Source organism: Pseudomonas koreensis (assembly GCF_036668835.1).
Taxonomy (GTDB): domain Bacteria; phylum Pseudomonadota; class Gammaproteobacteria; order Pseudomonadales; family Pseudomonadaceae; genus Aquipseudomonas; species Aquipseudomonas koreensis_I.
Window position 1 is genome coordinate 220,190 of sequence record NZ_JAZEVW010000002.1, and the last position, 21,118, is coordinate 241,307.

15 protein-coding genes are annotated in these 21,118 nt (G+C 59.9%); 9 read left to right on the top strand and 6 right to left on the bottom strand.

Annotation, left to right across the window (positions count from 1 at the left end):
- The first annotated feature begins 35 nt into the window (after window positions 1-35).
- From V6F91_RS06085 to V6F91_RS06105, 5 genes are all read left to right on the top strand, one after another.
- Window positions 36-1,853: an NAD(P)/FAD-dependent oxidoreductase gene (locus V6F91_RS06085; protein WP_332763036.1), complete on the top strand. Its 1,818-nt coding sequence runs from the start codon at window positions 36-38 to the stop codon at window positions 1,851-1,853.
- 445 nt (window positions 1,854-2,298) lie between these two features.
- Window positions 2,299-3,177 (top strand): ZIP family metal transporter, encoded by an 879-nt coding sequence (locus tag V6F91_RS06090; protein WP_423815324.1) that lies wholly within the window; start codon window positions 2,299-2,301, stop codon window positions 3,175-3,177.
- A gap of 89 nt (window positions 3,178-3,266) precedes the next feature.
- Complete coding sequence (locus V6F91_RS06095; protein ID WP_332763037.1) at window positions 3,267-4,169, top strand: bestrophin family protein; 903 nt, start codon at window positions 3,267-3,269, stop codon at window positions 4,167-4,169.
- A 272-nt stretch (window positions 4,170-4,441) separates the two neighbouring features.
- Complete coding sequence (locus V6F91_RS06100) at window positions 4,442-6,847, top strand: glucose/quinate/shikimate family membrane-bound PQQ-dependent dehydrogenase (protein ID WP_332763038.1); 2,406 nt, start codon at window positions 4,442-4,444, stop codon at window positions 6,845-6,847.
- A gap of 84 nt (window positions 6,848-6,931) precedes the next feature.
- Entirely contained in the window at window positions 6,932-8,230 is a 1,299-nt protein-coding gene (locus V6F91_RS06105; protein ID WP_332763039.1) for a carbohydrate porin, read from the top strand.
- A gap of 73 nt (window positions 8,231-8,303) precedes the next feature.
- Here the strand turns inward: V6F91_RS06105 and V6F91_RS06110 are convergent, their stop codons facing one another.
- The gene (locus V6F91_RS06110) at window positions 8,304-9,875 is read right to left on the bottom strand and encodes a hypothetical protein (RefSeq protein ID WP_332763040.1); all 1,572 of its coding nucleotides are present in this window, start codon (window positions 9,873-9,875) and stop codon (window positions 8,304-8,306) included.
- Between the two features lie 270 nt (window positions 9,876-10,145).
- Here V6F91_RS06110 and proP point away from each other — a divergent pair, with 270 nt between their 5' ends.
- Window positions 10,146-11,648, top strand: coding sequence for a glycine betaine/L-proline transporter ProP (gene proP, locus V6F91_RS06115; RefSeq protein ID WP_332763041.1), 1,503 nt, complete (start codon window positions 10,146-10,148; stop codon window positions 11,646-11,648).
- A 153-nt stretch (window positions 11,649-11,801) separates the two neighbouring features.
- On the opposite strand, the gene V6F91_RS06120 is transcribed toward proP, so the two are convergent.
- From V6F91_RS06120 to V6F91_RS06135, 4 genes are all read right to left on the bottom strand, one after another.
- The gene (locus V6F91_RS06120; protein ID WP_332763042.1) at window positions 11,802-12,458 is read right to left on the bottom strand and encodes a hypothetical protein; all 657 of its coding nucleotides are present in this window, start codon (window positions 12,456-12,458) and stop codon (window positions 11,802-11,804) included.
- A 411-nt stretch (window positions 12,459-12,869) separates the two neighbouring features.
- A complete protein-coding gene (locus tag V6F91_RS06125) occupies window positions 12,870-13,823 on the bottom strand; it encodes an HlyD family secretion protein (RefSeq protein ID WP_332763043.1) in 954 nt (317 codons plus the stop codon).
- A gap of 4 nt (window positions 13,824-13,827) precedes the next feature.
- Window positions 13,828-14,028, bottom strand: a complete 201-nt coding sequence (locus tag V6F91_RS06130; protein WP_332763044.1) for a DUF1656 domain-containing protein — start codon at window positions 14,026-14,028, stop codon at window positions 13,828-13,830.
- Window positions 14,018-16,153: an FUSC family protein gene (locus V6F91_RS06135; protein WP_332763045.1), complete on the bottom strand. Its 2,136-nt coding sequence runs from the start codon at window positions 16,151-16,153 to the stop codon at window positions 14,018-14,020. Before V6F91_RS06135 ends, V6F91_RS06130 begins: the two co-directional genes overlap by 11 nt.
- Window positions 16,154-16,324: 171 nt before the next feature.
- Between V6F91_RS06135 and V6F91_RS06140 the strand changes: the two genes are divergently transcribed.
- From V6F91_RS06140 to V6F91_RS06150, 3 genes are all read left to right on the top strand, one after another.
- Entirely contained in the window at window positions 16,325-17,380 is a 1,056-nt protein-coding gene (locus tag V6F91_RS06140) for a tetratricopeptide repeat protein (protein ID WP_332763046.1), read from the top strand.
- Between the two features lie 123 nt (window positions 17,381-17,503).
- The gene (locus V6F91_RS06145; RefSeq protein WP_208937475.1) at window positions 17,504-19,006 is read left to right on the top strand and encodes an ATPase domain-containing protein; all 1,503 of its coding nucleotides are present in this window, start codon (window positions 17,504-17,506) and stop codon (window positions 19,004-19,006) included.
- On the top strand, window positions 19,003-20,673 hold the full coding sequence (locus tag V6F91_RS06150; RefSeq protein WP_332763047.1) for an ATP-binding protein: 1,671 nt from the start codon (window positions 19,003-19,005) through the stop codon (window positions 20,671-20,673). Before V6F91_RS06145 ends, V6F91_RS06150 begins: the two co-directional genes overlap by 4 nt.
- A 36-nt stretch (window positions 20,674-20,709) precedes the next feature.
- Here V6F91_RS06150 and V6F91_RS06155 read toward each other — a convergent pair whose 3' ends face one another.
- On the bottom strand, window positions 20,710-21,087 hold the full coding sequence (locus tag V6F91_RS06155; protein WP_332763048.1) for a response regulator: 378 nt from the start codon (window positions 21,085-21,087) through the stop codon (window positions 20,710-20,712).
- Window positions 21,088-21,118 lie beyond the last annotated feature (31 nt).

Consider the following 21,118-nt stretch of genomic DNA (forward strand, 5'->3'; position numbering starts at 1 on the left):
TGTTGTTCTTACAACAACAAGATCGGAGAAGCCCTATGAACATCGCTATCGATGCGCCCCTGCAAACGCCGACCGCGCAACTGGCTGCCTGGATCGAGACCCTCGGCGAGCGTCTCGCTCAACGTGACGTGGAGGCAACGCTGGAGCTGTTTGCCGACGAATGCTACTGGCGTGACCTGCTGCTGTTCAGCTGGAACCTGGTAACACTCGAAGGCAAACCGGCGATCCGCGAGATGCTCGAAACCCGCCTCGAACCCACCCTGCCGCAACAATGGCGACTCGACGGTGAGGCGACGCTGACCGACGGTGTGCTCGAGGGCTGGATGAGCCTGGAAACCGAGGCAGCGCGAGGCAAGGGTTATGTGCGGCTCAAGGATGGCCTGTGCTGGACGCTGCTGACCACAATGCGCGAGCTCAAGGGCTTCGAAGAACCCAGCGGTCGCCGCCGACCGATGGGCGCCAACCATGGCCACGCCCATGCCGACAAGCGTAATTGGCTGGAACGCCGCCGCGATGAACACGCGGCGCTGGGCATCACCACCCAGCCGTATTGCCTGATTGTCGGCGGCGGTCAGGGCGGCTTGGGCCTCGCCGCGCGGCTCAAGCGCCTTGGCGTGCCGACGCTGATTGTCGACAAGGCCGAACGGCCCGGCGATCAGTGGCGCGGTCGCTACAAGTCGCTGTGCCTGCATGACCCGGTCTGGTACGACCACATGCCGTACCTGCCCTTCCCCGATCACTGGCCGGTGTTCACGCCCAAGGACCAGATTGGCGACTGGCTGGAGATGTACAGCAAGGTCATGGAACTCGATTACTGGTCGCGCACCGAATGCCTCAGCGCCGGGTTCGATGAGCAGACTCAGACCTGGACAGTTGAGGTGCTGCGTGACGGCGAGCGCCTGACGTTGAAACCGACGCAATTGATCCTCGCCACCGGCATGTCCGGCGTGCCCAATGTGCCGCGCTTTCCCGGCGCCGAGGTGTTTCAGGGGCAGCAACATCATTCCAGCCGCCATCCCGGCGGCGACGCCTGGCGCGGCAAGCGTGCCGTGGTCATCGGCGCTAACAACTCGGCCCACGACATCTGCGCCGACCTCGTGGAGAACGGCGCCGAAGTGACCATGGTGCAACGCTCGAGCACGCACATCGTGCGCTCCGACAGCTTGATGGAACTGGTGTTCGGCGGGCTCTATTCCGAAGATGCGCTAGAGGCAGGCTTGACCACCGACAAGGCCGACATGCTGTTCGCTTCGATCCCGTACAAGGTCATGCCGAGCTTTCACAAACCGATCTTCGACGCTATCAAAACCCGCGACAAAGACTTTTACGAGCGTTTGGCCAAGGCCGGTTTCATGCTCGATTTCGGAGATGATGAATCCGGTCTATTTTTGAAGTACGTGCGCCGTGGCTCTGGTTATTACATCGACGTCGGCGCGTCCGAGCTGATCGCCAACGGCACGATCAAGCTCAAGAGCGCGCCGGGGCTGGGCGTCGATCACATCGAAGCGGATGCGGTGGTGCTGACCGACGGCAGTCGGCTGGCGGCGGACCTGATCGTCTATGCCACCGGCTATGGCTCGATGAATGGCTGGGCGGCGAAGCTGATTTCTCAGGAGGTGGCTGACAAGGTCGGGCGCTGCTGGGGGCTGGGGTCTGGCACGACCAACGACCCGGGCCCGTACGAGGGGGAATTGCGCAATATGTGGAAGCCGACGCGACAGGACAATCTGTGGTTTCACGGCGGTAATCTGCATCAGTCGCGGCATTATTCGTTGTATCTGGCGTTGCAGTTGAAGGCGCGGTTTGAAGGGCTGGATGTCAGTGTTTATGGGGATGGCGGGTCATTGCGCTGATTGAGTTGTGGGGCGCCGATGCTTGTGGGGGGCGGCGCTGGTTTTGTGTGGTGGCCGGTATCGATCCCCCTCACCCCAGCCCTCTCCCCCATGGGGGGCGAGGGGAAAGGGAGCCGATCTTCGTGGTTGGCCAGATCTCGGCCTGTCTCGAGGCTGATGTTCAAAGCCTGAGACCACCTCCGAACGCTCAGTCCGGCGGATCTCTTACATCCACCTCGGTCAGTCCCCTCTCCCTCCGGGAGAGGGTTAGGGTGAGGGGCTTTTGATTTTTGCTTTTGCCGTCTGTCGCCTGTCCCGGAAAAAAATTGCAATTCCTCCCCACCCCATCGCTTCTGATATCTGTAAGCGCGCCCGTAATCTCAACCCCAATCGACCCAAAACCACAGGAGGCCCCATGTCACTTCCCTCGTCTTCCGCAAGCACGACCATGCGCAGCTGGTGGAGCATGGCGTCGAGTGGCGGCTGGCCGGGGCTGTTTTTCTGGGCGACGCTGATCGTGGTCACCGGGTTGCTGTTGGTCAGCGGTTACGCCGCATTGGTCGGTGCCGACGAAAACAATCTGCGGCTGGCCGTACTGGGCGGCTTGTCGGGTTTCGGCGCGACGGCACTGGGCGCCGTGGCAGCCATGGTCCTGCGCGACATCGCCTCGCGCACTCAGGACACCATGCTCGGCTTCGCCGCCGGCATGATGCTCGCCGCCAGTTCGTTTTCGCTGATTCTGCCGGGCATCGACGCCGCGGAAAAAATGACTGGCAATTCATTGCTGGCCGCCGGTGTGGTGGTATTCGGTCTGGCGCTGGGCGTAGCGTTGATGATCGGCCTGGATCGCTTCGTGCCCCACGAGCACCAGGAAAGCGGCCGCCGTGGGCCGGAGTCGCAGCGCATCAATCGGGTCTGGCTGTTCGTCCTCGCCATCACCCTGCACAACCTTCCCGAAGGCATGGCGATCGGTGTGAGTTTCGCCGACGGCGACATGAAAGTCGGCCTGCCGCTGACCACCGCCATCGCCATTCAGGACATTCCGGAAGGTCTGGCCATCGCATTGGCTCTACGCGTGACCGGTATATCGGCCTGGCGCGCGGCGCTGATCGCCATTGGCTCGGGACTGATGGAGCCGTTGGGCTCTGTGATCGGGTTAGGTGTTTCCAGCGGCTTTGCCCTGGGCTATCCGATCGCGCTGGGGCTGGCCGCCGGTGCAATGATCTTTGTCGTTTCCCATGAAGTGATTCCGGAAACCCACCGCAACGGTCACGAGACCCCGGCCACGCTGGGGCTGATGCTCGGCTTCGGCGTGATGATGTTCCTCGACACCGCATTGGGTTAATCGATTTAGCAGGCCGCGGACCTTTAGCGCGAAAACAGCGTCGGAGTTAAGGCGTCACTCCTGATCGCCAACGCTCACGAGGTTCCGGTTTGAAAGCTGCCATCGCCAAAAAGTACCGTCTGATCATCAAGACCCTCGGCTACGTGGGCTGGTCGCTGTTCTGGCTGTTGCTCTGGGACATCGCCGTCACCGTGGATTTCATGCTGTTTCTCAACGCCAAATTGAATCTGCCGTTGATGCCCCTGACGTTGCTCGGTTCAGCGCTGGTGGTGTTGATCAGTTTCCGTAACAGCAGCGCCTATAACCGTTGGTGGGAGGCGCGCACGCTATGGGGGTCGATGATCAACAACTCGCGCAGCTTCGCCCGTCAGGTGCTGACGCTGATCGACGATGGCGGTCGTGAGGTCAATCCGGTCAAGTCGACGCTGTTGCGCCGCCATGTGGCTTACGTCAATTGCCTCGCCGCGCACCTGCAAGGTCTGCCCTGCCCCGAGGAGGTCCGGGCGTTTATTCCGGCGGATGAATTTGCCCGCAGCGGCACCACCAACAATTTTGCCAACGACATTCTCACCGGCTCGGCGGCGTTGCTCGCTCGCGAATACAAGGCCGGGCGTCTGGACAGCATTCGTCTGGCGCGGCTGGAGTCGACGCTGGTGGATCTGTCCAACAGCCAGGGCGGCATGGAGCGGATTGCCAACACGCCACTGCCCTACCCTTATGTGTATTTTCCACGGCTGTTCATCTCGCTGTTCTGCCTGATCGTGCCGGTCGGGCTGGTTGAATCGCTGGGCTGGTTTACGCCGCTGGCCTCGACCGTGGTTGGCTTCATGTTGTTGGCCATCGAACGCATCGGCACCGACCTGCAGAGTCCGTTTCGTCACAGCGAACACCAGATTCAAATGGAAGCGCTGTGCGAAACCATCGAGAAAAACCTACAGTCGATGCAGCGCGATTCGCTTGGCGACGTACGCCGGATCGAAGAAAACGCCTGATCTCCCTCCCATCGGTCGCCGTGCGTCGGCCCGTCGAAAGCTGTTCATCCTCGTCGCGGATGAACAGCTTTTTTGCTTATGGCTGTCATTAATCCCACCGCTACTGGCACAACCAAGCTTTTCCCGCGCAGCCTCCGTACAAACTCATCCAGTAACACAGCGTTTAACGCGCGCCGGAATCGCGGACTACGCTTTATCGTGAAAATTTGTGTTTTAACTAGGTAGTTACCTAACGATATACTGCGCACCTCATTTCAACGGGGACATTCAACGTGAACCAGAGTCAACGCCTCTCGGGCATATCAAAATTCATTCTCGTCGGGCTCGGCGTGGTCATCGCCCTGCTCGGCCTGGCGCTTGCCGCAGGCGGCGTGAAGTTGGTCAGCCTGGGAGGGTCGTGGTACTTCCTGGTCGGTGGATTGGTGATGACGGTGTCCGGCCTGCTGATCGCCCGTTGCAAAACTGTTGGCGCCTGGCTGTTTGCAGTCTTCCTCGTCGGCACTGCGATCTGGGCGGTGAGCGATGCCGGGCTGGTGTTCTGGCCGGTGTTCTCGCGGCTGTTCATGTTCAGCGTGATCGGTCTGGTCGTCGCGCTGGTCTATCCCCTGCTCAAGCGTGCCAACGGTGAAGCCGCCGGTCGCGGTGCTTATGCCGTTGCCGCCGTGTTGGCGGTGGGCGTTGCAGTGGCTGGGGGCAACATGTTCGTCGCCCACCCGACCGTTGCCGACACCGGTGCCGGCCCGGGCCTGACCCCGGTCGAGCCGGCCAAGGCGCAGAAAGACTGGGCGCACTACGGCAATACCGAAGGTGGCAGCCGCTTTGCTGCGCTCGACCAGATCAACCGCAACAACGTCGACAAGCTCAAAGTCGCGTGGACCTACCACACCGGTGACGTTGCCGAAAGCGACGGCAATGGCGCTGAAGACCAGCTCACCCCGTTGCAGGTCGGCAACAAGGTATTCATCTGCACCCCGCACAACAACCTCATTGCGCTGGACGCCGACACTGGCAAGGAAATCTGGAAAAACCAGATCAACGCCCAGTCGAAAGTCTGGCAGCGTTGCCGTGGCATGGCGTATTTCGACAGCACTGCGGCCATCGCGCAGCCAGCCAATTCGCCGATCATCGAAGCCAAACCGGCGCCGGCTGCCAATTGCCAGCGCCGTCTGCTGACCAACACCATCGATGCTCGTCTGATCGCCGTCGATGCCGACACCGGCGAGTTCTGCCAGGGTTTCGGCAACAACGGTCAGGTCGATCTGAAGGCTGGTCTGGGTGATGTGCCGGACAGCTACTATCAGTTGTCCTCGGCGCCGTTGATGGCCGGCACCACAGTCGTAGTCGGTGGTCGCGTCGCCGACAACGTGCAAAGCGACATGCCCGGCGGCGTGATTCGTGGTTTTGACGTGATCACCGGCGCCATGCGCTGGGCGTTCGACCCGGGCAACCCGCAGGATCGCAAGGCTCCGGCCGACGGCAGCACCTACGTGCGCAGCACGCCAAACAGCTGGGCGCCAATGTCCTACGACTCGGCAACCAACACCGTGTTCCTGCCGATGGGCAGTTCGTCCACCGACATCTACGGTGTCGAGCGCAGTGAACTGGACCACAAGTACGGCGCGTCGATCCTGGCGCTGGACGCCAGCACCGGTGAAGAGCGTTGGGTGTACCAGACCGTGCACAACGATCTCTGGGACTTCGACTTGCCGATGCAGCCGAGCCTGATCGACTTCGACAAGGACGGCAAAAGCATTCCGGCGCTGGTCATCGGTACCAAGGCCGGGCAGATCTACGTGCTGGACCGCGTCACCGGAAAACCGCTGACCGAGGTCAAGGACGTGCCGGTCAAAGCAGCGAACATTCCTAACGAGCCGTACTCGCCGACCCAGCCAAAATCGGTGGGCATGCCACAGATAGGTGCGCAGCACCTGACCGAGTCGGACATGTGGGGCGCCACGCCTTACGATCAACTGCTCTGCCGCATCGACTTCAAGGGCATGCGCTACGACGGCTTGTACACCGCGCCGGGCACCGACAAATCGCTGAGCTTTCCAGGTTCGCTGGGTGGCATGAACTGGGGCAGCATTTCCACTGACCCGGTGCACGGTTTCATTTTCGTCAACGACATGCGCCTTGGCCTGTGGATTCAGATGATCCCGTCGCAGAACAAAGGCCAGGCCGCCGGCGGTGGTGAAGCGCTGAACACCGGCATGGGCGCGGTACCGCTCAAAGGCACGCCGTATGCGGTGAACAAGAACCGCTTCCTGTCGGTGGCTGGCATTCCGTGCCAGGCGCCGCCGTTCGGCACCCTGACCGCGATCGACATGAAGACCCAGAAAGTCGCCTGGCAAGTGCCGGTCGGCACCGTTGAAGACACCGGTCCGCTGGGCATCCGCATGCACTTGCCGATCAAGATCGGTCTGCCAACCCTCGGCGGCACGCTGTCGACTCAGGGCGGCTTGATCTTCATTGCCGGCACCCAGGACTTCTACCTGCGCGCCTTCAACAGCGGCAACGGTGAAGAAGTCTGGAAAGCCCGTCTGCCGGTCGGCAGCCAGGGCGGCCCGATGACCTACGTTTCGCCGAAAACCGGCAAGCAATACATCGTCGTCACCGCCGGCGGCGCACGTCAGTCGACCGATCGTGGCGACTACGTGATGGCCTACGCCCTGCCGTAACCCACGGCGACCACGTCAAGCGCGGCACCTTCGGGTGCCGCGCTGCTTTTCCCTATCGCTCAAGTTTTCAGCAGGAAGTTTCTGATGTTTTTGGCTGTTGGCTTTTCCCGCTCCACACTGTTGCAAGGCCTGTTGCTGGGCCTCACCTGCACCGCCACCCTCCCCGCGTTCGCCGCTGACGATTCCGATCTGTTGACCCGCAGCACCCTCACCGGTGACTGGGGCGGCCTGCGCCATCAGCTCGACGAAGACGGCATCAAATTCAGCGGCGACTACAGCGGCGAAACCGCTTATAACGCCGACGGCGGCCTGCATCGCTCGGCGCGCTACTCGCAGAACATCAAACTCGGTGTGCAGTTCGACCTGAGCAAACTCTACGGCGTCGACAATGCCGGCAAGGTCCAGCTGACCATCAACGACCGCCGCGGCAACAGCGCCTCGGAAGATCTGGTTGGCAACCGTTTGCCGATTCAGGAAAACTACGGCGGCCTGTACACGCGCCTGACCGAACTGAGTTATGAGCGCAGCCTGTTCACCCCGGCGCTCAATGTCAAACTCGGTTACATGGCCATGGGCAACGACCTCGGCGGCCTCGACAGCGGCATCCTCTGCAACTTCATGAACGCCGGTTTCTGCGGCCATCCGCTGAACATGTCCGGCGGCAGCGGCTGGGCCAATTACCCCAACGCGCACTTGGGCGTGCGGGTCAAATACGACCTGTCGCCAGCATGGCAACTGCGCGTCGCCGCGTTCAATGTCGACCCGTCGAGCAACGGCAACTCCAGCCGCGCCTGGCACCTGGGGCCGAAGCACACCACCGGCACCGTGGTGCCGATCGAACTGGTGTACAAGCATGCCGGCACACTGCCGGGCGAATACAAGGTCGGCTATTACTACGACAGCTCCGACGTCAAACGCATCGGCAGCGACGACGAAGTTTCCGGGCGCGGCGGCCATTACTTGCTGATCGATCAAGCGGTTTGGCGTTCACAATCCGCCGAAGGCCGCAGCCTGCATGCGTTCGGCCAGTATTCCGCAGCCAGTGAAGCCGCCTCGCCGTTCAGCAAGTGGTACGGCACTGGCGTGGTGCTGTACAACCCGTTCGAAGGCCGCCCGCGTGACACCGTCGCTCTGGGCTACGGCCGCGCCGTGCCCAACCCGCGCAGCCGCGATGTGCAGCAAGACGCCGCGCTGGCCAATGGCACTGCATTTCCCAATCTGGACAGCGCCGAGCAATTGATCGAACTCGGCTACGGCTATCAGGCCACGCCTTGGCTGACACTGCGGCCGAACATGCAGTACATCATCGAACCGGGCGCGTTTTCCGGGCAGGACATCGACAATGCGTTGGTGTTTGGTTTGCAGGTGAAGGCTGTACTTTGAAGCTGTAATCAGCCGAGATAAATCTCTGTGAATTCGCTCCACCCGCTCGTTTTTGAACGGGCGGAGCGACGTGCTAGAAAATCCAGTCGGTCAGGCTCCTGTCACGATAGGAGATGTAGTCTTTGTCGACTGTTACAGTCACGTTTGCATCGAGTAACGCCTCGATTGCACCGGTTTGCCAATCACCCAGACTGTCTCTCCAGACGAACTCCAAAGTTCCGTCCGTGGTGAACTGCAGCCGGCCCTTGATGCCTTCTGGCAATGAAGCGTCTTGTTCTGTATGGAGCTTCTGCGCAGGCACTGTGAACTTTGCCTGCGTCACCACTTCACCTCTGTCCTGCGTCGCAAAGAACCGGGCAAACCGTTCCAGACCCTTAGGGTACTGACGCTTGAAAATCTCCTGAATCAGCAGCTCATCCTGAAGCAGGCGGTCCAGTGGAAAGTCGAATGATCGGGCGACGCCGGATGCCTGGGTATAGCGAATTTCAAGATGAGGCCTGCCAGCAAAATTCTCGTTAACACCGAGCGTCAATCCATCGTCGAGCAAGTCAGACACCAGTTGCGCCACCCTGGAACGAATCAGACCGCGGTCCACGGGCTCGCTTTCTTCGTACGCTTCATAAGCTGAAAAATGCGGCGATGGCAATTGAGCAATGAGTCCTTTGGCAATCGCCACGCGGTAATTCATCCTGGCTTCACGCTTCAGCTCGCCTGTGGTACTGAGAAACAACGTCAAATCAGCGTTATCCGCGTCAGTAGAGGCGATGAATTGCAGAGCATCCTCTACCTTGAGAGTGCTTTTGGACGTTTTGATCAGCGCAACCGCGTACTTCACGGCGAGCTGATTCGGGATGGTATTTCTATCGTATCCCTTGAGATTCAGATACGACTGGTAGCGAAACGGTTCAGGCGCCTGCTCGTCCTGCAAGTAGGCCACTTCGACATCCAGCAAGTTACGGTCGCGCGATAGAATCTGCAAAATATCCAGCTTTCTGTTCGGATCATAGTGGGGGTCTTTGAACAGCGCGACCAGTTGCCGCCCCAGATCCCGGTCTCCCGCCATGATGCCCCATTCACCGTCGGCGACCGCCAGTAGACGCAAAGCATCGTAAAAATCCTGTCGGTCAGATGAAGGCGACTGAACGATGGAAAGGAGGCGTTTTTCGTCGCCCACCTTGAAGTCGAGGCTGACCATCACATCGCTCTGCGCTTTTCGTCTGGCCAGTTGAATGATGTAAGAGTCCAGTAAAGCGCGCGTCCGATAGGCATCGAGCGTCTTGCTGGCTTCCGAACTGTCATTGCTCAATGAAAGCCAACTTTCTATTCTTTGCTTCATCAAGGTATGCAGCGTCGACTTCAGATTGTTGGTTGTAATCCAGGCGAATGCACCGCCAACAATAACGACTGCTGCCAGAATAAACGTGAGCACACTGACGGCTTTATGCACCGGAGCATTGGCCTTCTCGATGACGTCCTTGCTCAGTTCATATTTTATTTTTTCAACGCTGCACTGAAACTCACGCTCCAGCGCCTTGATTTCATCCAGGGATTTCGCAGAACTGCGCTTGGCCTTGGCCAGCAGCCGCCGAATTTCGTTAAGCGTTTCTTGCGAGTCCTGATCGGGGCGGGTGTTGTCACTGGTCATTACGAGGCTTCCTGTCCCACATGCTTATGTCCATGTGCTTTGCGTTTTGTGTTGCCGTAGTCGACTGAAACTACGCGTTGCGACGAGTCTTTCTATACGAGACGCACGACAAAATCATCCCGATCAGTGAATTATTTGGTTACTTCTGATCTCTGATCCCACAGAGGGCGTGCCATTGAAAGGATGGCATCGCATGAGAACGGACCTCGTCTTCCCTGTCCCCTACGGCAGCGGCACGCAACAAGACGGCTCAGCAACAGAGTAATCACCATGAAACCACGCAAGAAAACCGTCAAACCGATCGGCCTGAAGGACATCACCATTGTCGACGACGCCAAGATGCGCAAGGCAATCACCGCCGCCGCGCTGGGCAACGCCATGGAATGGTTCGACTTCGGTGTGTACGGCTTCGTCGCCTATGTGCTCGGCAAAGTGTTCTTCCCCGATGCCGATCCGGGCGTACAGATGATCGCCGCACTCGCCACCTTTTCCGTACCCTTTCTGATCCGGCCGTTGGGCGGCTTGTTCTTCGGTGCGCTGGGCGATAAATACGGGCGGCAGAAAGTCCTCGCCGCGACCATTGTGATCATGTCGCTGAGTACCTTCGCCATCGGCCTGATCCCGTCCTATGCCTCGATCGGCATCTGGGCGCCGATTCTGCTGTTGCTGGCGAAAATGGCTCAGGGTTTCTCGGTCGGTGGCGAGTACACCGGCGCTTCAATTTTCGTTGCCGAATACGCGCCGGATCGCAAGCGCGGCTTTCTTGGCAGCTGGCTGGACTTCGGCTCGATTGCCGGGTTTGTTTTCGGTGCGGGTGTCGTGGTGTTGATCTCGACCATTCTCGGCGAGCAGCGCTTCGAGGAATGGGGCTGGCGCATTCCGTTTTTCCTCGCCCTGCCGCTGGGCATGATCGGCCTGTATTTGCGTCACGCCCTCGAAGAAACCCCGGCGTTTCAGCAGCACGTGGAAAAGCTCGAACAAGGCGACCGCGAAGGTCTGGCCGGCGGCCCGAAAGTCTCGTTCAAGGAAGTGGCGACCAAGCACTGGCGCAGCCTGATGACCTGCATCGGTGTGGTGGCGGCGACCAATGTCACCTATTACATGCTGCTGACCTACATGCCGAGTTACCTCACGCACAATCTGCATTACAGCGAAAACCATGGTGTGCTGATCATCATCGCGATCATGGTCGGCATGCTGTTCGTGCAGCCGTTGATTGGCTTCATCAGCGACAAGATCGGCCGCAAGCCGTTTATCGTGGTCGGCAGCATCGGTCTGTTCATTTTCGCCATTCCGGCGTTCATGCTGATCAACAGCGGCAGCATCGGCCTGATCTTTTCCGGTCTGCTGATTCTCGCCGTGCTGCTGAACTTCTTTATCGGCGTGATGGCCTCAACCCTGCCGGCGATGTTCCCCACACACATCCGCTACAGCGCACTGGCCAGCGCCTTCAACGTTTCGGTGTTGATCGCCGGTCTGACCCCGACCGCCGTGGCCTGGCTGGTGGAAAGCACCAACGACCTGTATATGCCGGCGTACTACCTGATGGTCATCGCCGTGGTCGGCCTGGTCACCGGCGTGACGATGAAGGAAACCGCCAACAAACCGCTGCGCGGTGCAGCGCCTGCGGCTTCGGACCTTGAAGAGGCCAAGGAACTGCTGCAAGAGCACCACGACAACATCGAGCAGAAGATCGAAGACCTCGATGCCGAAATCGCTACGTTGCAAGCCAAACGCAATGAGCTGGCGCAGCAGCATCCGCGCATCGATTGACGCGAAACCTCAGCAAAACGTCCGCCATTGTGGCGGACTTCTTTATAGCAGCCTGCTTCGCATGCGCCTGTTTCCTTAAGCCCAAGTGTCAGAGAGGGCTACGTAAGCAAGCGTAGTCGAGCGATGAATGGCTATCAGATTCGCCCACCGGGGTTAAATGTCACGGCTGATTTCGTTGCCGGGATCCTCCAGAACGTCAGTTACATTGGCCGGTTGATAAACCCAACCGATGAACAACTCATAACCCACCGCCAGTATCACCGGCCCGGTAAACAGTCCGATGATGCCGCTGGTGACCATGCCGCCCAGCGCGCCGATCAGCCCGGCGACAATCAGCGCAATCACAAACACCACGATCCCCGCGCCGACGCCCGCTGCTTGATGCAGGACTACCCTGCTCCAGTCCTTCAGGTGCGGGGCCAGTTCCTGGAATGTCCAGCTCAGGTCCTGCGAGGCGTGCATCCAGATGCCATACAGTGGCGCACCGATGAGCGGCCAGGCCTCGACGCTGGCCGGTGGCGGCGGAATCTCGAACTGCCCGGCTTCGATCGTGCGCATGCCACCCTTGACCGAATCGGCAATCGAGGCGCCAAGCAGACTTAACGGCAACATCAGAATCGCCAGTCCCAGCAGCACCAGAATGATCGCCGCCCAGCCGTAGCGATTGCCAAGCTTGGCGCCGAGTTTCTGATTCAGCGGATACAGGGTGACCGCGAGGATCAGCGCCCACAGCATCACATTCAGAAACGGATGAAAGATGTCGTAGCAAAACAGCACCAGCACGGTGATCAACCCCGCACGGATGAGCACGTCCAGCAGCGCGCGGGAACTGTGAGGGAGAGGGAACTGACCGGGGCGTATGCCAAAGGTACGCTGACCTGAAATACCGAGTCGAACTCAGGTTTTGAACGGCCCACGAATCGGCTCCCTCTCCCTCGGGAGAGGGCTGGGGTGAGGGGCGAATCCACCGAAAATCTCAAGCCATGCGACGCTTCTAACCACTCAACAATGAGCGTTAGCTCGCGTGCCCTTGATCTTGCGTCACCGGCGACGTCGGAAGGGACCCGAGCTGCGAGGGCCGTACGTAGGAGCAAAGCCTTTTGGTTCTTTTTTGGCGTTTGAAAAAGGGACTCGCCGTAATGGCGAAACCATAAGAAGCCATTACCGCAGCAACGGATATGTACCCAAAAAATCAGAGCACACAAATCTCAGCGCTGCGCCTTAAAAAACATGATCCTCAAGCACCGTCACAGTAGCAGTCGTACCCGCACGCAAGCGGTTCTTCCCGACATAATCGCCATCAATCTCGATCCGCACTGGCACCCGCTGCGCCAGTTTCACCCAGGTGTAACTCGGATTGATGTTGGCCAGCAGCCGGCTGCCCGGTGCGTTTTCCCGGTCGGCAATAGCAAAGGCAATGCTTTGCACCGTACCGCCAAAAGTTTCCCCGCTCATCAATTGCACACGGACCCGATTACCTTCGCTGATGCGCGGCAGCTTGGTCTCTTCGAAGTAACCACTGATATAAAACGAATCACTGTCGACCAGCGCCATCAAGGCACCACCCGCTGTCGCATAGTCACCCTGACGGGTCAGCAGATTGGTGACATAGCCACTGACCGGCGACTCGACGCGGGTACGCTGTAGATCAAGTTCGGCCTGGGTCAGTGCGGCAACCGCCAACTGCACATTGGCCTCGGCCAGGCCGAGATTGGCCTGGTTACGCAACAGATCCGCCTGGGCCACTGCCACATCGGTACTGGACTTCTCCCACTCTTCACCGGAAATCGCAAAACCCTGTTTGAGCTTGCGCCGCCGGCGCTCCTCGCTCTGGCGCTGCTTGAGCAAGGCTTCGCTGGCGACGATGGCCGCTTGCGACTGGCCCAGCGATGCCCGGGCAACTTCCACTGAGCGTCGCGCATGCTCTACCGCCAGGCGATAGCGCGCCGGATCGATCTCCATCAGCAGTTGCCCCTTGTCGACATGCTGGTTGTCCTGCACGGCCAGGCTGACGATACGCCCGGAAACATCCGCCGACAGCGACACCACATCCGCCCTCACCCGTGCATCCCGTGTCCACGGCGCACGGGTGTAATACTCCCAGGCAAACCAGCCCAGCACGATGGCCAACACCACCACCGCCAACGTGACCAACCGCGCGAATAACACTTTCAAGGCATCAGGCTCCCATCAACAAAATCAGCGCGGCGCAAACGCACGCGTACAAGGCGCCTTCAAACAGCGCTTCATGCCAGACCAGACGCAGCACGCCGAGGCGACGCAGCCCCCAGTCCAATAGCAAAAATATCGGTATGGCCAACAACAGCGCCTGGGCAATGGGCGGCAGGTACACACCGCCAATCTCGAAATCAATGGGCAAGGGCCGGTTCTCCTACCGGAATCGAGCGTTCGATGAATTCACCGTGACGCTGCAGGAATGACACGATGATCAGCAAGGCCACACGCATACGGAAGACCGACCAGAGATGTTCATGGCTGGCGACGTGCAGATCGTCCAGTTCGTCGCCCAAGGCACGCAGCGTCGTCAGCAACGGTGTCAGTTGCACATCCTCGCGCCCGGCGACAAAACGCCCGGTCTTGCGCAGCGCAGATGCCAGATGCTGACTGAATGCCTCACCGAGCAACGCATTGTTTTGCGCCTGCTGCCGCAACTGCTGCATCGCCACCCCCAGCGCCACGCACGCCAGGCTGACTTCATACAGCTGTTGCATGGCCCGGGTGTTCGTCGCAGGCAGCAGACCGAGCATGCTGGTCAACCGGTCGACCATGCGACTTTCGAAGGCAAATTGTTCTGCGTCGGTCGCGGGAGTTTTGCTCAGCGCATGCACCTGCTCACGCGCTTCGTTATACAAGCGGCGCAAGCGCAATGCCGGGCGGAACGGAAAAATCAACGCATAGACCAACAGCGCCAGCAGCGCCGCACTGACGTAGGCGCCCGCAAATTCGAACCACTGAATCGCGGTATTCTGCCCGGTGCCGACGTTCTGCGGACCGATCATCAAAAAGCTCGATAACCCCAGGCCCATGGCAATACCCGTCGTCGCCGGGTTCGCCAGCCCGATCGCGATGACATACAGCAGCGGCGCGAGCAGTAACGCCAGCGGTTCAAAATCACTGATCGCCGGCACCAGCATGAATTGATAGAGCGCCGAGACCACCAGCGCCAGTCCGAGGCCACGGGCGTAACTCTGCGCAGCCATCAGCGGTCGCGGAAAGGTTGCCATGAGCGAACAGAGAATCCCCACCAGAATCATCCCTCCCCGTGCGCCGTCCCAAGCGGTTTCGATCCAGATCAATCCGGCCACCAGCAATGCCGTAAAGGCGCGAACCGCATTCATCGAAGCCAGGGTGAAATCCAGATGCAGGGGGCTGACCTTAGCGCGATAGAGCACGCTGGCCTCACGCCCTTCCTGGATCGCATCGCTCAGCTCCAGGATCTGTTCCAGTTGCTGCAGCAGCCGCGCCTGTTCCCAGCGTAACGCCCAGGCCAGCGAACGCAGGGTCGCGCTCATGTTTTCGGTCAGTTGCTCAGCCTCGTACGCCAGCCCTTCGAATTGCTGCTGCAGGGTAACGAAATGATGACGACGCTCCCTGGACAGTGAGCGCCCCTGATCCCCCAGCTCGTCCAGAAGTGCCAGTTCTTCGCTGCGCAGGCGCTGCACCTCCAGCGGCAAATCACCCTCCCAGCGCTCGGTGAGCAGTTCGCGCTGGTGGCGTAATGCGGTGAGTCGCGAGGTCAGCAGCGTCAGTTGATTGCCCAGCAGCAGCACCAGATTGTTGGCACTGCGCAAACGCGGCGCATCGAAGTAAAGATGCCGACGCAAACCCTCCAGCGCGCTGATTTCCCCAAGCAATTGCTGCTGGCGTCGCTGAAAATCTTCTTCGCTTTCTTCGGTGCGCAGCACTGCCGCGGCATGCCTGGCCGCCAGTTTGATCACCTGATCGACCTTGGCGAAATAACCCTTGGCCACGGCTTGCGGTCGCGCCGTCAACAAGCTGACTACGCACACGCACGCCACGGCCAGCAGGGTTTCAGTCACGCGAGTTACTGCCAGTAAAAATGTCCCGTCCGGATCCGGAATCGCCAGCAGCGCCACGACCACCGCGGTGTAACCACTGAGCACGAACGCTTGTGAACTGGTATAGCGCAGCAACGTGCCTCCGGCGGTGCACAGTGCCAGCCACAGCGCGAGCGTGGTGATAAAGGGCAATGGCGCCTGGGGAAAAATGGCCATGATCAACACGGCGACAGTCGCACCGAGGGTCGTACCGATCACCTGGCCGAAGCTGCGCGCCAGCGCCATCCCGGCCAAGGGCTGACTGACGATGACCACCGCCATGATCGACCACTTGGGCTGGTCGAGGTCGAAGACGAACGCCAGATACAACGTCAGTAACCCCGCCGCAATGGTACGCAGGGCAAACAGCAGGACGGCCTGACCGGGATGGATGACGGCCTTGAAGTAACTGAACAGGGCTGGCATGGGCACACTCAACGAAACGACTCCTGCAAGCGTAGACACTGCATCGTCGGCTTGGTGCTCAACTGAGTCGACGCAGCTCGTAGGACGATTCGCATGTAGAGGGTTTGACTGATCGCCCGTGCTGACCGAAGCTTGCCGCTCTGCTCAACAACGCCTGTTTCGGAAACCTGCATGCCTCAGTCTCGCCGCTATCTGTATATCAGCCTCGGCCTGGTGCTTATCGTCATCGTGGCCTGGGTTTCGCTACGTAGCACCGCCCCGGTGATCCCCGATGCGATCAAGCACGGCTACAGCGAAGCGCTGAACGCCGCGCGCACCGGTGAACCGGGCGCGGCACGCCAGTTGTATCAGCAACTGGGCCGCCCGGATATCTCGGTGAAGCGCCGCGTATGGCTGCACGGCGAGCTGCCCAACTACCCGAGCCCCCAGGCGTTGAAACTGGCTGACAGCGACCTGCAGAACGAAGCCCCGCAAGTACGATTGGCCGCCATCAAGAGCGTGGTCGGGCTGGTCCCGGGCGGGCAACGCAGCCTGCTGTTGGGGCCGATGCTCGACGATGCCGATCAGAATGTCCGTTTTGCCGCTATCAACGCCCTCCTCGGCCTGACGCCGGACGAGCTGGGGCTGTATTTCGCGCCGCTGCAGCAAGCCATCGACGGTTGGGAGCAAACACTCAAGGCACAACCGGAAAGTGCCGCCAACTACGCGCAATTGGCCCGGCTGCACATTCACAACGCCGAACTCAAGCAAGCGCAAGTCGCCCTGGAAAACTCGCTGCGCCTGGAGCCGGGCAATCTGCCGGCGCTGGTCATGCAGATCGATGTCCTGGATCGTCAGGGCCAGAGCGACGCGGCCCGGCAATTACTGGCCCGGCAACTCAAGGCCCAGCCTGATTCGGCCTATCTGCAACATGCCCTGGGCTTGTGGTTGCTGCACCACGGCCAGCGTGAATACGCCCTGCTCGGTTTGTCCAAAGCTGTGGAACTTGAACCGGACAACAAGGACTACCGCTACGATCTCGCCACTACCCTGCACAGCGCTGACGAACTGGAAGCGGCGCAGAAGCAATTACAGGAAATCGTTCAGCGCCATCCCGCCGACCGCAAGGCCCGGGTTCTGCTGATCAATTACTGGAAAGAAAGCGGCCAGCTGCAAAATGTGCAGATTCTGCTGGCGCAACTCGAACAGCTCAACCCGGACGATCCGGCGCTGCAACAGGGGCTTTGAGCGTAAAAACCCGCAACATCCGCAAACAATAAGCGGAACTGCCATCACGGCTTAAGGTCAAGTTATTCAGGCCGACCCAATGCATCGATGGTCGCGCTTCCCTAAGTCATGAGAGGACATTATTTGTCTACTTCTAACGAGTTGATCAGTGCGAAAGCCGCTACCGGCATTGCGGGTCTGGATGACATCCTGGCCGGTGGCTTGTCTCGCGGCCATGTGTTTCTGCTGGAGGGTGAGCCCGGAACCGGCAAAACCACGGTCGCTTTGCATTTTCTCCTGGCCGGCGCGAAAGCCGGCGAGCGCTCGTTGTACATCACGCTCTCGGAAACCGAGCACGAGCTGCGCCAAGGCGCGCTGTCCCACGGCTGGACGCTGGACGAAAACATCGAAATCTTCGAGCTGACGCCGCCGGAAAGCCTGCTCAACGCCGAGCATCAGCAAAGTCTGCTGTACTCCTCCGACCTGGAACTGGGCGAGGCGACCAAACAGATTTTCGAAGCGGTCGAGCGTTTCAAGCCGACCCGCGTGGTGCTCGACAGCCTCTCCGAGATCCGCTTGCTGGCGCAAAGCTCCTTGCGTTATCGCCGGCAGATCCTGGCCATCAAGCATTATTTCGTGCGCTATAACGCAACCGTGGTGCTGCTTGACGACCTGACAACCGAATCCCTCGATAAAACCGTGCACAGTGTTGCTCACGGGGTGATCCGCCTTGAGGAACTGACGCCGACCTACGGCGCCGAGCGGCGACGCGTGCGGGTGGTCAAATACCGCGGACAGAAGTATCGCGGCGGTTTCCATGATTTCACCATCATGGGTGACGGCGTGCATGTGTTCCCCCGCCTCGTGGCGGCCGAACACCGTGGCGAGTACGCGCGATTGCAGCTGTCCAGCGGCATCAAGGAAATGGACGCGCTGCTCGGCGGCGGCATCGAGACCGGCTCCAGCACGCTGATCCTTGGTCCTGCCGGTACCGGCAAGTCGCTGATCTCGATGATCTTCGCCGCAGCCGCTGTCGGTCGTGGTGAAAAGGCTGCGCTGTTTATCTTCGACGAAGAACTCGGCTTGCTGCATGAACGGATGAAAAACATCGGTATCGATCTCAAGGCACTGCAGGCCACCGGCAATCTGCTGATCGAACAGGTGGACGCGGCAGAACTGTCGCCGGGCGAGTTCTCCCATCGCGTACGTCGTTGCGTCGACGAGCGCGAAATCAAGACAGTGGTGATCGACAGCATCAACGGTTACCAAGCCGCCATGCCCGAAGAGAACGCGCTGGTCCTGCACATGCACGAACTGTTGCTGTACCTGAACCGTAAAGGCGCAGCGACGTTCATGACCGTCGCCCAACATGGCCTGGTCGGTGACATGCAAGCGCCAGTCGACATTACCTACTTGGCTGACACCGTAGTGCTGCTGCGCTACTTCGAAGCGCTGGGCAAAGTCCGCCGCGCGATTTCCATCATCAAGAAACGCACCGGCAGTCACGAATCGACCATTCGTGAATTCCGGATCTCGAAAGTCGGCATGACCATCGGTGAACCGCTGGAAGCGTTTCAAGGCGTGCTGCGTGGCGTCCCAACTTACCTCGGCGCGAACAATCCGCTGCTTCAGGAAGACAGCTTGTGAATCTTGCGGTGCCACTGGCCGAACGGGCGCTGATTCTGGCGCCCCTGGGTCGCGACAGTCAGATTGCGCTGAAGATCCTCAATGAGGCCGGTTACGGTGGCGTTGTCATCCCCGCTCTCGGTGAGTTGTGTACGCAGCTGGAATTGGGTGCAGGTTTGTTGCTGGTCGCCGCCGAAGCCTTGCGCGGGCCGGAAATGGAAACGCTGTTCGCCTGGCTGGAGCAGCAACCGGCGTGGTCCGATCTGCCGATCATTCTGTTGACCCACCACGGCGGGCAGGAACAAGGCCCCTCGTCGCGCCTGAGCGATCTGCTCGGTAACGTCAGTTTTCTCGAGCGCCCTTTTCATCCTGTCACGTTGGTCAGTATGGTCTCGGCCGCATTGCGCGGACGACGACGACAATACGAAGCGCGCGACCGCCTGATCGATCTGAGCGAGAGCGAACGGCGCCTGCAATCGACCCTCGAAACCCTTGAGCAACAGGTCGAAGAGCGCACCGCGCAATTGCGCCACAACGAAGAAGCGTTGCGCCAGTCGCAGAAAATGGAAGCGGTCGGTCAGCTCACCGGCGGCATCGCGCACGACTTCAACAACATGCTCACCGGGATCATCGGCAGCCTCGAATTGATCCGCCGACGCCTGGCCCGTGGGCGCACCGAAGACCTCGACAGCCTGATCGATCTGGGCGTGACTTCAGCCAACCGCGCCGCCGGCCTGACCCATCGTCTGCTGGCTTTTTCACGCCGGCAGTCGCTGGATTCGAAAGCCGTACAGATGAACACTCTGGTCCTGTCGATGGGCGAGTTATTGCAGCGCAGCCTCAATGAAAGCATTCATCTGGAGATGCGTCTGGATGAAAACCTCTGGATCGCCGAAGCCGATCCCAATCAACTGGAAAGCGCCCTGCTCAACCTGGTGATCAACGCCCGTGATGCCATGCCCGACGGCGGCAAACTGGTGGTCGAGACCAGTAATCAGGTGCTGCATCGCGATTTCACCGAGGCCTACAGCAATCTCGAACCCGGCGATTACGTGATGCTCAGCGTCACCGATAACGGCTGCGGCATGCCGCAGAGTGTCATGAGCCGTGCCTTCGATCCGTTTTTCACCACCAAACCGATCGGCCAAGGCACAGGCTTGGGCCTGTCGATGATTTACGGGTTCAGCAAGCAGTCGCGCGGCCATGTTTCGATCGAAAGCGAAATTGATCAAGGCACTACGGTAAAACTCTACCTGCCACGCTTTCGCGGTGAAGAAATGGTCGCCGACGATAAAGACGTTGAGCATTCGCCGGATGCGCTGGATGGCGAAACCGTACTGATCGTCGAGGATGATCCAGCAGTGCGCGTTCTGGTCTGTGCTGTGCTCAGCGAGCTGGGTTATGCCTACGTTGAGGCAGGCGACGCCGACACAGCGCTGCCGTTCCTCAATTCGACGCAGCGCATCGATCTGCTGATCAGCGACGTCGGCTTGCCGGGTATGAATGGCCGGCAACTGGCAGAAGTCGGCCGCCAGTACCGGCCCGGTCTGAAGGTGCTGTTCATCACCGGTTACGCCGAGCACGCCGCAGTGCGCGGCGGGTTTCTGGACTCTGGCATGCAGATGATCACCAAGCCGTTCACCTTCGATCTGCTCACCGCCAAGGTGCGCGAGATGATCAAGAACTGACTGGCAACCCACGGCCCGCGCCAGCGGGCCAGGCAGTCAGGCCAGCAATTGCTGAATCTTTTCCTGCAGCACGTCCAGATCGAAGGGTTTCTCCAGAATGGGAGCCTTGTTGGTGATCGGGCTACCGGTCTCGCGGATTTCCTGCGGATAACCACTGATGAAGATCACTTTCAGATCCGGGCGCAGTTTGACGGCAGGTTCGGCGATCTGCACGCCGGAGATTCCGCCCGGCAAACGAAAGTCAGTGATCAGCATGTCCAGGTGCGGCTTGCTCGCCAGAATTTCGAACGCCTGCTCACCGTTTTCCGCCTGCAACACGCGATAGCCCTGCCCCGACAGATAATCCGTCAGAACCATCAAGATAACCGGTTCGTCTTCGACGACGAGTACTACATCTTGTGCATCTACGCTCATGGGAAGCCTTTGTTCGGTCAATAGCTGCTGA